This is a genomic window from Dyadobacter sp. Leaf189, from assembly GCF_001424405.1.
Lineage (GTDB): Bacteria > Bacteroidota > Bacteroidia > Cytophagales > Spirosomataceae > Dyadobacter.
Map to the genome: position 1 here is coordinate 1,807,632 of NZ_LMPS01000001.1, position 13,001 is coordinate 1,820,632.

A 13,001-nucleotide genomic window follows, 5' to 3' on the forward strand; every position below is an offset into this window, starting at 1 on the left:
GCGTCTGCTTGTCCTGAAAATGATGGAAGAATAGCAAAGAGCTTGCCAGGATACCCGGCCACCTTACTAAATCAGATTGCCAGCTTTTTTCTGAGGAAGGTTACTTCAAGCGGCTTGGGAAGAAGATCAATGATGTACGGGCTGGCTTTTACTTTTTCAATGTCGCGGGTATCTATCGTAGACGAAAGCATGAAGATCCGGATCTTGGAACGGAGGTGGTCAGGCAGGTTTTCAAATTCGTCGATGAATTCAAACCCATTCATATCAGGCATTTGCAGATCGAGCAGGATAATCGTGTCGGGAATTGTGCTGCCCTCGTGCAGGAGAAATTTGAGCGCTTCGCGAGCTGAATTGAAAGTTTTGACCGAATCGGTGATACCGCTTTTGATCAGCAGCTTTTCGTAAATGAAAAGATCAAAGGCGCTGTCGTCTATTAAGAAGAAGTTGAGAAGTGACTTCATACCGCCTGGTTATTTTTTGATGGAGGGAATGTTGATTTCAAAAACGCTGCCCTGACCAATCTGCGAGCTCACGCTGATGCTGCCCCCCAGTTTCGATATTGCTTCGTGAACGATGTACAAACCGATGCCTGAACCACTGTTGGTAGCCCCGGCCCGATAGAACATTTTAAAGATTTTATCCTGATCCGACTCCCTGATCCCCGAACCATTATCGGCCACGATGATCGTTGCGTGGGTAGGAGTGGAGCGTACAGTCAGATGTACATAAGGATCCGGCTTCGACTTATCCTGAAACTTGATTGCATTATTGATCAGGTTATTGAAAATGATCCGCAGCTTCATTACATCGGACTGGAAAATGCCCGTCTGCTCAATGTCTGTTGTCATTTTCAGGTTACCATATTCAGGCAGGTACTGAATAGTCGCCTGCACTTCGGTCACCAGTTCTTCAAAACTGATATCGGTTACAACAGGTACCCCTCTCGCATTCTTGTAGTAGTCAATGATATTGATAATGAATGTATCGAGCTTCTTCACCGACTGGCGGATCAGTTCCAGGTATTCGTTCTGCGACTTCACATCTTCTTCCAGCAGGGCCAGGTTCACAATGCCGAGCACGGACATCAATGGGGCGCGGAGATCGTGGGAGGCGCTGTATACAAACTTGTCAAGCTCCTCATTGGCTTTCTGCAACTCGCTGTTACGCTGTTTCAGGTCTTCCCGCGTCTTGTAAATATCGTAAGCGCTCGCAATAGCAGTATCTACATACTGGTAATCCCAGGGTTTGTCGATAAAGCGGAACACTTCTCCCTTGTTGATTGCATCAATCGCCGCGCCGATATCCGTGTGACCGGTGATGAGGATGCGTATCGGTTTCGGGAATTTGGTCCTGATCTTTTCGAAGAACTGCACACCCGTCATAATAGGCATGCGCTGATCGGCCAGGATAATGCAAAAATCCCTGTTCTCTAATATTTCCTCCGCCTCTATGACAGACGAGGTTATTGTAATATCATATTGTTTGCGGAAAGACGCCTTGAACGAATGCAGGTTATGCTCCTCATCGTCGATGTATAGAATGGTAATTGGTTTCTCATTCATTGAAAATCTGGGATAGGGCGTATTTTTCTTTTTACAGGAAGTGTGATCAAAAACTCTGTTCCTTCACCTACTTCCGTATTAACATGAATTGTACCGCTGTGAACTTCTATAATTTTAAATACAATCGAAAGTCCGAGTCCTGTTCCGTCCCCTACCTGTTTGGTTGTGAAAAATGGCTCAAAAATCTTGGCACGTACTTCCGGCGGCATTCCCGGTCCATTGTCGCGCATTGAAATGGAAATATGGTCAGGGTCGCTCAGCCAGGTCTTAACCCAGATCGTCGGTACCTTTCCTTCTTGTTTGTCTTTGAGCAATGCATAGATCGAATTGGTCAGGATATTCATGAAAACCTGGTTCAGCTTGCCTGCGTAGCATTCGATACTCGGAATGTTACCCAGCTCTTTCACCAGCTTGATGGCGTTCCCCATCTGGTAATTGAGAATGATCAGTGTGGATTCAATACCTTCATTCACATTGACCAGGTTCAGGTCGAGCTCATCCACGCGGGAGAAGATCTTTAAACCCTTTACAATTTCCACAGTTCTGTGTGCGCCATCTTCCATACCTTTTAAAAGCGTATCCAGCTCCGTTTTAATGTAGTCAAGATCCAGTTCTGCTTTCAACTCCTCAATTTCGTTTATTTTAGTATGTAAATGCTCAATGGAGTCAATGTTCTGAATATTTTTATAAGAATCCAATATTTCAAGTACATCATCGATATCTCTCCGCAGCGGCTTGATATTGGAACTCACAAAATTGATCGGATTATTGATCTCGTGGGCGATACCCGCAGTAAGCTGACCGAGCGACGCCATTTTTTCGGCATCAATAAGTTGTGTCTGCGCATCTTTAAGGCGGGTTAATGCGAGGTTAAGCTCCTGGTTGGCAGTTTGCAATTCCGCAGTCCGCTCATCAACGCTCCTTTCCAGCAATGCATTTTGCTCTGTAATGATCTTTTCATTTTCGAGCGAAACGCGCAGTGCTTCTGCCTGGGATTCTTCCCGTTCTCTTTTGAATATATTGATTTTATCCGCCAATGCAATAGAAAGCAACACTACTTCCGCAATGGAACCGAACTGCATGGTATAGGTTGTAAAAATGTTATACGGCAGTATGTTCAGGTTGCGGAGGATCAGAAGGAAAAGCCCGAGTAAAAAGATTGACCAGCCGATAAGGAAAAGCTTGGCCGGTCGGTAATTTTCTCTCGAAAGCTTGATACCGATCACCAGGCAGCTAAGTGTACCGACCGCACCTGAAATATCCACCAGCCTGAAACTGAGAAGTTCAAAGCCGGCTACATTGAGCAGAATGGAGGACGAATACAGCGCAACAATAATGTAAACAATAAAGATTGCGCGCGGCCATTTCTCTTTGAGCTGCAGGAAGTTTTTAACAAAGAAAATAGCAGATATACCCGCTATTCCCGAAAAGTAAATAGTTGCTACCGAATTAAAAACGGGTGCATTCGGCCAGAGGTACTTGAATGCATAACCTGAAAGTGAGGTTTGTGCCAGCCCGATCGAAAGCACGTAAAGTACGTAGAAAAGGTAGCTTCGGTCTCTCGTTGAAAAGTAGATGAATATGTTGTAAAGCACCATGACAACGATGATCCCGCAAAAAATCCCGTTGATTGTTTCACCCAGCTGTGCCGTTTCAAAGAAGTTGCCCTGATCGCGCAGGATCAGCGGCAGGATCACCTGGTTGGACCCTTTGACTTTCAGATAGTAGGAGTGTTCCTGATTGGGCCCGAGCGCCAGGTCGAAAACAAGGTTTTGGTGCTTGACACGCCGTTTGTTGAAATGGTCTGCGTCGTTGTAAATTTCTGTGCGGATCTTATCCCCGATGATCTCATACATTTCGCAGGAATGGATCCCCGGATGCGCGAGTTCAAGGTAAAGCATATTCCTCGCCGAAGTATTGCGGATAGAAAACCTGATCCAGAAGCTGGATTTGCTCAGCCCGATGTTGGGAACTTCATCTTTGCTTTTTACAAAGCCATTGCTATTGCGTACTTCGTGTAAGCTGAGTGTGCCTGCGGTATCTTCATAAATTTCAAGGTACTTTCCCAGAATCAGGGAGCCGTTTTTGTAGTCTACCGTCTCAGCGGAGAGCTTTCCGGCAGTAAATGTCAGTAAAAATAAAACCAGGATTCTGAGCACCTTCATACCTCAAAACTTCATGTCCAATTCGTAATGTAAAGCTATTTCACCTTTCGGGCCCTGCTCAATTGCAAATTGAACGGGATCATTTCTCAGGCGCCTGATGTGTTTAAGTTCTTCTTCATGGGCTAGAGGCAGCTGTTCGAGGTCAGTCACGACGATCGCCGTCGCGATCAATCCTTCTTTGGGATAGTAAAAAGTACCATTGTTCCCCAACGTTCTGATCACCTCAAAACCCAGCCGCAGGCACTGGCGCAAGGTTGGCGGGGAGCATAATGCAAGCAGCTTTTTGATCCCGAGCTCCGTGGTAACAGCGATGCCCACCCGGCCCATAAAAATACTTCCAATACCGAAACCTGCAACTTCCTTACTATTGAAAGCGCCGCAGAACTCCGCTATTTTTTCGTGTTTCAGACCGTCAACGTACCCGTAAATGCGGTCATCTTTTTTCGCGATCGCATCTTCCATTGGCAACTTGCGCGTTTCCTGCCGAACCTGGATCCTGGCGCCTCCATAAATCTTCCCTCCATCTTCGGATTCAACGATAATGACATACGTATTCTCATCATTCAGCCAGTCGTGGTTTGCCGAGGTTACCTGTTTTACACCATAAGCTTCGAGCACTTTCCGGTGTTCGTCAATGTACCTGAGACAAGTCTCCACGTCGGTTGTGGATCTGAATGCTCTGATTTTAGCGACCATCAAATTTCGTCATTAACTATAAACAATACTTCATCTAATGGCAGGCGTTTTGTTTTAGTAGCTATCGTTGAAGACTTATGAATTCTTAAAAGAGCCACGGGACTATACCCGGCAGGTAAGCGTACAATGCGCTCAAACCTGGCTTTCAAAACGTTGAGTTTAACAATCTCATTTTCATTTAATCCTTCACCGGAGCGAAGGCGGCTGAACAGCGAAACCGGCGTAAGGAGCGGCTGCGCAGACAAACCCAGCTGCACGGCGCGGAGCCACATCTCCTGCGCGATCATACCCGAATAGAAATGCGGGTGCCCCTCTTCCGGCATTGAAATGATCGCAATTCCCGAGGAAGCACTTACCGCAGCAGCAATGCGTTCGGCTACAATGTTCCCTCCGTCAATGGTTTTCAAAATGTCAGCAATCTTTCTGTCGCCTAGCATTGCAAGGGCGGCACCGTGATGCGGATCCACAGCCAGCTGCAACGGATGAATGCTGGTACTTTCGCCGGAACCCGATTGGGTGTTTCGTTCAAAAACATCCTTGTAACCCTCTTCATGCAGGATATTGATCAGCTCGCATGCACCGGCAATTTGTGCGAGCTCGCTAATATGTGATGAATTTTGAATAAAGTCAATGTGGGCATTTACTGTTTCTGCTCCTGATTCGGTCAGGTACCGAACATCTTCTGCGCTCAGCTCGTGAGGTAAGCCCGCGTTCCGGCTGGTAGACCTTTGTGGGATCATCTCTGCAAGAATAGCGGCAACTGAGGTACTTTCGGGCTGGTCGCTCTGTGAAGTAAAATCAATAGCGGCGACGAGCTCAGGGATTTCTGCCACCGGAAAAAACAGCGGAGCGATACTGTAGCCCAGCGCATTGCTTTTAAGCCTGATATTGGTAAAAGCTGCGCCTAATGCAAGGTAGGCAGCTGTATTTTTATAGTTTACAAATGCATGCGACCGGTGTGGATCGTGGAACAAATGCAGTCTTCCATTGCGGTAAAGCCACTTCCAGGGCTGGTCATTTCCCCAGGAAGGCGCCTGAGTGCCGGCTTCAACAATTTGCTTGATTTCTTCCCGGTCGGGCTGCGTCAATGCTTCCAGTCGGGGCAATGCAACTGCGGCTCCCAATGCATGTGCCAGGTTGAATTTTGCGTTCGGATTAGTATAAACGGATTCAGCCGGCAATGCAGCCTGGTTGGAGATGATCTGTTCCAGGTCGACGTAAAATCTGCCTGACTCTGTAAACTGGCCGAGCAAAATCCGCCTTGTCACATCTGTTACCACGCCGCCTCCAAGTGTGACAGCGCTGGCAAGCTGCGGCCAGGTACTGATAGACTGTCCCATTTCCAACAGGGAAGCGCGCCCGCGCCGTGAGGTGTTTTTTACATCGATAATGCGCATAACAAAACCCAGACGGTCGGCCGGTGGGATATTTTCCAATCTTTCCGGTGGGATATCGCTGAGCATTCCGTGTAGAATAAGCCGCCCGGGTTCGAGGTCAAACCGTTCCACATCGAGCATTCCGCGGTCGCTGGTTTCCATTATCACCGGAATTTGAAGTGCTCTGGCAGCCTGGCGACACTTGATTTTTACTTCCAGATCGTCGCATTCATCGATCAGCAGATCAAGGTTTCCGTCCTTTGTTAAAAAATGATGAAGATTTTCCGAGGTAATTCCTTCGGTATAGCATTCCACGTCCAGAAAAGGATCTATTTCCGCTATTTCCCGAGCCGTGATAATGCTTTTATTTAATCCTATATTATGGATGCCTGTTCTGATCCTATTCAGGTTACTGAGTTCAAGTGTGTCAAAATCAGCCAGTTTGAGTTTCCCGAAGAGGCGCTCGGTCGCAAGTGTCAGCGCCACTGCGTGGCCAACCGATAGCCCGATTATGCCTATTTTTCGTTGGGATAGGGAAGCTTGTTCCTGCGCGGTGATCTTGTGCTGGTTGCGGGTGGTGCGGAGCGCTATGAAATCGGCTTCATTAACAATGTGCAGGAGCCGGTTAGACCAGGGATAGTAGAGCCAGCAACCTTCCAGGTCCGGATTGCTACCTGCTGTGCGTTCACTGTATCTTTCGTCGAGTTGTTCACCCGTGAGTCTCGATCTTGGATTTTGAACTTTGATAAGTTCCTTCGCCTGAGATGCATAGAGATCGAGTACAACCGCATTTTTGTACTCGTTTCTGAACGAACGGTAACTTAGTTCATCAGTGTATTGCTCTTTCGGGATAAACAGCGGTTTATGGTTTGTGTTTGTTGTAGACTCAGAGTGCATGTCGGGTAAGTTGGAAGGGCTGCGTTTATTGCCTAAACACCTACAAATTGCTGAATTTATTTTTGTAAAACTATCATCGGATCATTGGCTCTCAAAATATTTGGGTCAAAACAGTGGAAAGGTTACCCATAAATAAGATGTCGTAACAATGCAGGCATCAACTCTTGGGACCTCGTCATCACTTTTCGCAATATAGAATTATCTTTACATTGTGAGAAAAGTAGGTTCGATATTTGACTACTGAATTATACCACCTCTAAGTCTGTTTTTTTAAAGTAATGGAAACCAAAGGGAAAATTAGTGTGCTGTATGTGGATGATGAGATCAATAACCTCAATTCATTTAAAGCTGCCTTCAGAAGAGATTTCAATATCTTGATTGCAACCTCGGGAAGGGAAGGACTGGAGTTATTGAAACACAATGTAGTACACGTGATCATCACCGATCAGCGGATGCCGGAAATGACAGGGGTGGATTTTCTGATTGAAGTATTGAAGGATTACTCAGATCCCGTGCGGATTTTATTAACCGGCTATACGGACATTACGGCCGTGATCGACGCTGTTAACAAAGGGCATATTTACTACTATCTCAACAAGCCCTGGGATGAGCAACAGTTGCGGATCATTATAAAAAACGCCTACGAAATTTATCACCTCCGGGAAGAAAACAAGGAATTGATAGAGAAGTTACTGGACGTAAATGGCCAGTTAGAATTTCTTTTGAGACAAAATCTTCTTTCCTAGCTGTAAAAAACCGGAACGATTGTCTGCTCTGGTGAGCATCAGTGATCTTAAATTACTCAATGCAGGCACAAAGCCGCGCAGAAGGTATGACAGCATCGAAAATGCGAAAGTTACCAGTACTGCCAGGAATAGTATCGCAGTAAAGAGCAGATTTCCTATTGCTTTTAAAAATATGATTGCGTCCATGGTTTCAGTTTGTTAGCGTGTTTAAGAGGCTAAGAACTAAAATCGTACCAGAGGTTGTCTTGTCAACTAAAATGTGCGGCGAAATAGTGCTTCCTGTTCCAGGTGCTGGTATTGTTTTTATGGATAGAAGAAGGGGCTCAGATGAGTCCTTTTTATCTTAAATCGTTTACTTTTATGAAAAAGATCCTGGCAATTGGCATTATATCCGGAGTTGTCCTGTTCGTGTTTGCCGGTTCACTCGCAAGCAAAATAGACAATCGCCTTCTGGCTCAGAAAAACGTGTAAAATTGCCGTAAAAGATACGCAGAGCGCATGCTGAAAAAATTGTACGTTTTATGTGCTTTACTGGTTTTGATCAGGCTCTGTACCAATTGCGGCCATCCGTCCATTGTTCGCCCGCTCCCCGAGCCGGGCGGCAGTGACACAACCGGGATAGATACCATCAGCACCCGCCCGGATCCCGGCGCGCTTGACACGCTCCGCATTATCAACTCTGACAGCTTACTGGCATTTTCAAAGCGTTTCGGGTCCGTTTATTCTTTTGATGAGGCGGATCTTGAACAGAAAACAGGTACTTTCTACAAGGCAAATGATTTCATCGGCCGGCCTGTTACATTGGATTACAAGTTTGTAGCGCCTGCAAGTGACACCATGAAGCACCGCCCATTTGTATTGATGGTCCATGAAGGTGCATTCCTTTTCGGGTCACTGGATAATGAAATGGGAAAGGCGCGGCTGTTGGCGCGCAAAGGCTACGCCGCTGCCTCTATCAATTACCGGCTTGGCTTCAATGGCGGAAGCCAGCAGAATGCATGTGGCGGAAACAACCGGGAAATAATTCAGGCTGTTTACCGTGCGGTGCAGGATACCTATGTTGCACTCCATTATTTTGCGGGAAAAGCGGACGAACTGGGTATTGATCCGGGGCAAATGATGCTCGCGGGCAGCAGCGCCGGCGCGATTACGATCACTGCATTACTTTACATGACAGAGGCCGATTTTGAGGCGTTACTGCCAGGTATCACCGCCACGCTAGGCAGGCTGGACCCGCAGCCTTTCGGAACTCCGTTCAGGGTGCGCGCGCTGCTTTCAACGATGGGATACAGTATTTTCAAATCCAGCTACATTACCGCAGCGAATGCAAAGCCCACCGTATTCTTCCAGCGTACCGGCGACGATATTTTACCTTACCAGCAGGGTACCTTTCTCTCCTGTCCATTTTACCTGACAGTAGAAGGTGCCAAGCCGGCATCAGAACGTTTACGTAAATGGAAGGTGCCTTTTGAGCTCAATTACCAGCCTGAAAAGGGCCACCATCTCAGCTACACGGAAGAGTATATTACCAATCGTTACGCTCAGTTTATGAAGCGGCTCTGGGCAAATAACCCGCATCAGATCGTTAATGAGAATTTCAAAACGATTGAAGACGTATTGATAAAATGATCAGACTTTGGCGGCTGTGTGCTTCTTTGGTTGACCGGGCTTCATCATCGGGAAGCAGGATTTAAGATAGCTGGAAAGTTTCAGTTCCAGGAAGTGGTAGGAGAGCTGTGACAAAATGAGCGTAAGAGAAACCGCAAGAAAGAGCATTGCAGTACCAGAACTAAATACCGGGAAGCCCAGTCTGTTGAAAGCAATTGGAATAAACACAAGTACCGGCAGGTGGATCAGGTAAATGGAAAACGACATATCTCCGGTCCTGATCAGCCAGGCAGGGAAGCGGGTTTTTGCACCGGCTTCGTGGAATATCACTGCAAAAAACAGCATCGCCGCACCAAAGCCCCATTGAAAAGGTCCGAACCCGCCGTAAAAGCCGGACAGATATTGCCAGATCACCAGCAATACGACCGCAGAAATAACCCCGGGTTTTGAGAAAATACCCGATAAGAATGCATTAGCCTTCGGATTAATGTAAATAAGCCCGATCAATACGCCCAGTACAAAATTCCAGATAATGGGGTTTGTGATCATATTGAGGTATCCGATGCCGTAATCGGCGGACTGGTCGGGTTTCCATGTGAAATAACCTGCGTACAATGGAATTCCCACCAAAGTAATCCCGATCAGCGCGAAGAATACAAACCAGCGGTAGCGTGCAAAAAGCAGGGAAATGGCAATCAAGAGATAAAAGTAAATCTCATAATTGAGGCTCCATCCCACAGACAGCATTGCGCCGCCGTAGAATGGCGCGTCCGTGTGGCTGAGCGGAATAAAGAGCAGACTCTTGATCAATGCTTTGATGAAGACAGGATTGATCTGGAAGCCGAGATGAATGAGGTAAAACCAAATACTCATAATCGCGTAGGTAGGCCAGATCCGGATAAACCGCTTAACCATAAACCGGTAGATCTCCCGGAGCGTACCCGGCATTTTTCGGGTAATATATACCATAATGAAGCCACTGATGACGAAGAACAGCGGCACGCCGGCCGGGCCGGAGTTGAAGAAAAAACCGACTTCTTCCTTCAAAGGATCATCTTTTCCAACTACGTCCTTGGAATGGTAAACTGTCACGATCAAAGCCGCTATTCCCCTCAGAATCTGTATGCTGTCGATCTTTGACTCTGGCTTGCTGCGGATCAGTCCAGGCGCTTCAAACATATTATCATTTGTAATTTGCGTATTGCTACGACAATACGTAGCTCATATTCTCTCTCAAAAAATGAAGTTTTTATCATTATACAACGCGATTAGCTATTAAAGATTTTTGTAGATTATTAATCGGCATAGTTTTTAGATGACCATATTTTATCTGGCGTTAAATCCGATTTACATGACCGAGTCACTGATTACGAAGAAGCAGATTCAAATAGATGCGCCTGTCGCAAAAGTCTGGGAAGTATTGATAGCACCGAAGTACATCCGTCAATGGGACGATCTCCCTCAGGATTTCGGTGATTATTACCTGGAACTTGGCCGAACCATTGAATGGTCGGGATTTTCAAGATTGACAGTTACCACCTGCGACCCGCTGGAAAAGCTCGTGTTGAAGCTATACACATTTAAATGGGAGCTTCCGGCAGCCGATTATGATATTGCCTATACCTATCTGCTCACAGAGTCGGAAGGCAGTGCCCGGCTTATATTGGAGATTGGCGACTTTGGTGTGCTGGAAGATGGCGAAAGCTACTACCAGGCTTCGGAGGAATTTGCCGAACAAGCTTTGGAGAAAATCAAAAGTTTGGCTGAGAACAGGGTTTAACAAGTGCGGCAATTATATTTGTAGTATACGTGTCAGCACATCATGGAGCCCAAAGCAAAACTATATTACGACATCAACGAGGTGGCCGAAAACCTCGGAATTGAAGCTTCCACATTGCGTTTTTGGGAGAAGAAATTTCCGCAGCTCGACCCGAAAAGGGATGCCCGCAACCGGCGGCGCTATACCGAGCGGGATATTGAGATCATCAAGAAGATCATGCACCAGCGAGACAAGCAGGGACGTACCATTAAAGGAACCCGCGAGCAGCTGCGTCGAAAGGAGGAATCTGAACTGATGATCCAGCGGTTGACGCGCGTCCGCAAGTTTCTCGTCGAGCTGAAAGATAACCTGTAGTACCTGCCCATTTAATCTTTGCCCTGCATGAAGAACATACTGCTGTTTTTACTCTCATTCATTGCGTCAGATACTGCATTCGCGCAGCATTTCCAAACTGCTTCCATTCGAAAGCACATTGCGTTTCTGGCCTCCGATGATCTTGAAGGCCGCGGTACTGCCAGTCTGGGCGAGGTAAGAGCAGCTAATTACATTGCCGATTACTTTAAAACGCTCGGGTTGAAACCAGTCGGAACGAGCGGCTACTTTCAACCTTTTGAAGTAACCTTCGCGATCGATGGAAAAGCACATGCAATGACCGGCAGAAATGTAGTGGCATTCCTTGATAATGCGGCGGCAAAGACGATCGTGATCGGCGCGCATTATGATCATTTGGGAAAAGGGTTCCAAGGCAGCTCGCTTTCGCCGGACAGCAAAAACCAGATCCACAATGGGGCTGACGATAATGCGTCGGGAACAACGGGCGTAATGGAGCTGGCGAGGTATCTGACCGAAAACAATGTTACAGAAAAGCACAATTATCTTTTTATTGCTTTCTCCGGCGAAGAACTCGGTTTGATCGGTTCGAAGCATTTCACGGAAAAACCGACCCTTCCGCTTACTTCCGTTTCAAGCATGATCAATATGGATATGATCGGGCGGCTGACTGATGAAAAGGGCATTATCGTGTCCGGCTGGGGTACCAGTCCGGTCTGGGGCAAGCTGATCCCGCCACTGGCCAGGAAGCAGAACCTGAAATACACAGTTGACTCGTCGGGCGTGGGTGCCTCTGACCATACTTCCTTTTACCTCAAAAACATACCCGTTGTACAGTTCTTCACCGGCGGCCACGGCGATTATCATAAAATATCCGACGATGCCGACAAGATCAATTATGAGGGAGAAGTAAGGATACTGAACCTCATCGCCGATCTGCTGATGAACCTGGACAAAGAGCCTGAGCCCGAGTTTGCCACGGCCGCAAACCCGCATTCGGGTGCTACCACAAGCAACTTCAAGGTTACCCTCGGCGTAATGCCAGATTACAGCTACACAGGAAAAGGATTGAAAATCGATGGTGTGTCAAAGGCCAGGCCGGCTGAAAAGGCGGGTATCGTCGCAGGTGACATTATTACCAGATTAGGAGGGGAGGAAATCGGTACGATTTACGACTATATGGAAATTCTGGGCAAACACGAAAAAGGGCAGGTAGTAGAAGCCGAATTCTTGCGCGGGAGTGAAGTGAAGAAAGTAAAAGTGACTTTTTGATCATCAAACCATCGCGCCCCGCTTGCCGAGCTCAATCGCTTCCATCTGACTGATGAGACCTTCGTGCATATTGAAGCGCAAAATTGTGCGGAACTTGTGAAAACCTTCCCGGCCAGCCGCTCCCGGATTGAAATAAAGCATATTATTCAGCTTCTCGTCGCGGATCACACGCAGGATATGTGAATGCCCGCACACGAAAATGTCGGGCGCGCTGTTCTTTAACTCAGGCATTACCATCGGATTGTACCTTGGAGGCGCGCCGCCAATGTGGGTGATCCAGACACGAAATCCTTCCAGCTCGAAATGCAGGTTTTCCGCGGTCCGTACCCTTACTTCACTGCTATCGATATTCCCGAATACGATCCTGGTAGGCTTAAATGCTTCAAGCTTGCTGATGATTTCCACTGAACCAATGTCACCTGCGTGCCACACTTCGTCACAAGTGGAGAAATGGTCAAAAATCCTCTCGTCCAGATAACCATGTGTGTCAGACAGCAAGCCTATTCGCTTCATTTTTCGATTTCAGGTATTATAAAAAAGCAAAGATGCGAGAATGAGCACAACCGTAA

12 protein-coding genes are annotated in these 13,001 nt (G+C 47.0%); 5 read left to right on the forward strand and 7 right to left on the reverse strand.

Annotation, left to right across the window (positions count from 1 at the left end):
• Window positions 1-71: 71 nt before the first annotated feature.
• The 5 genes from ASG33_RS07600 to ASG33_RS25515 are packed head-to-tail and all read right to left on the reverse strand — an operon-like array spanning window position 72 to window position 6,696.
• Complete coding sequence (locus ASG33_RS07600) at window positions 72-461, reverse strand: response regulator (protein WP_056282078.1); 390 nt, start codon at window positions 459-461, stop codon at window positions 72-74.
• A gap of 9 nt (window positions 462-470) precedes the next feature.
• Window positions 471-1,562: an ATP-binding protein gene (locus tag ASG33_RS07605; RefSeq protein WP_056282081.1), complete on the reverse strand. Its 1,092-nt coding sequence runs from the start codon at window positions 1,560-1,562 to the stop codon at window positions 471-473.
• Complete coding sequence (locus ASG33_RS07610; RefSeq protein WP_056282084.1) at window positions 1,559-3,727, reverse strand: 7TM diverse intracellular signaling domain-containing protein; 2,169 nt, start codon at window positions 3,725-3,727, stop codon at window positions 1,559-1,561. Before ASG33_RS07610 ends, ASG33_RS07605 begins: the two co-directional genes overlap by 4 nt.
• A 3-nt stretch (window positions 3,728-3,730) precedes the next feature.
• Window positions 3,731-4,423, reverse strand: coding sequence for a hypothetical protein (locus tag ASG33_RS07615; protein ID WP_056282086.1), 693 nt, complete (start codon window positions 4,421-4,423; stop codon window positions 3,731-3,733).
• Complete coding sequence (locus tag ASG33_RS25515) at window positions 4,423-6,696, reverse strand: Rv1355c family protein (RefSeq protein WP_082489104.1); 2,274 nt, start codon at window positions 6,694-6,696, stop codon at window positions 4,423-4,425. The genes ASG33_RS07615 and ASG33_RS25515 overlap by 1 nt, the downstream gene beginning before the upstream one ends.
• 278 nt (window positions 6,697-6,974) lie before the next feature.
• Here ASG33_RS25515 and ASG33_RS07625 point away from each other — a divergent pair, with 278 nt between their 5' ends.
• Window positions 6,975-7,442: a response regulator gene (locus ASG33_RS07625; protein WP_056282089.1), complete on the forward strand. Its 468-nt coding sequence runs from the start codon at window positions 6,975-6,977 to the stop codon at window positions 7,440-7,442.
• Window positions 7,443-7,940: 498 nt separating this feature from the next.
• On the forward strand, window positions 7,941-9,071 hold the full coding sequence (locus ASG33_RS07635) for an alpha/beta hydrolase (RefSeq protein WP_056282095.1): 1,131 nt from the start codon (window positions 7,941-7,943) through the stop codon (window positions 9,069-9,071).
• Here the strand turns inward: ASG33_RS07635 and ASG33_RS07640 are convergent, their stop codons facing one another.
• On the reverse strand, window positions 9,072-10,229 hold the full coding sequence (locus tag ASG33_RS07640; protein ID WP_082489106.1) for an acyltransferase: 1,158 nt from the start codon (window positions 10,227-10,229) through the stop codon (window positions 9,072-9,074). It lies immediately after the preceding gene.
• Between the two features lie 172 nt (window positions 10,230-10,401).
• Here ASG33_RS07640 and ASG33_RS07645 point away from each other — a divergent pair, with 172 nt between their 5' ends.
• Genes ASG33_RS07645 through ASG33_RS07655 form a run of 3 tightly spaced genes read left to right on the forward strand, consistent with a single transcriptional unit; the run spans window position 10,402 to window position 12,432 of the window.
• Window positions 10,402-10,830 carry an SRPBCC domain-containing protein gene (locus ASG33_RS07645; protein WP_056283443.1) on the forward strand — a complete coding sequence of 143 codons (429 nt, stop codon included), beginning with the start codon at window positions 10,402-10,404 and terminating at the stop codon, window positions 10,828-10,830.
• A 42-nt stretch (window positions 10,831-10,872) separates the two neighbouring features.
• Window positions 10,873-11,184: a MerR family transcriptional regulator gene (locus tag ASG33_RS07650; RefSeq protein WP_056282098.1), complete on the forward strand. Its 312-nt coding sequence runs from the start codon at window positions 10,873-10,875 to the stop codon at window positions 11,182-11,184.
• 27 nt (window positions 11,185-11,211) lie between these two features.
• Entirely contained in the window at window positions 11,212-12,432 is a 1,221-nt protein-coding gene (locus ASG33_RS07655; RefSeq protein ID WP_056282102.1) for a M20/M25/M40 family metallo-hydrolase, read from the forward strand.
• A 3-nt stretch (window positions 12,433-12,435) separates the two neighbouring features.
• Here the strand turns inward: ASG33_RS07655 and ASG33_RS07660 are convergent, their stop codons facing one another.
• Complete coding sequence (locus ASG33_RS07660) at window positions 12,436-12,945, reverse strand: metallophosphoesterase (RefSeq protein WP_056282105.1); 510 nt, start codon at window positions 12,943-12,945, stop codon at window positions 12,436-12,438.
• Window positions 12,946-13,001: the final 56 nt, after the last annotated feature.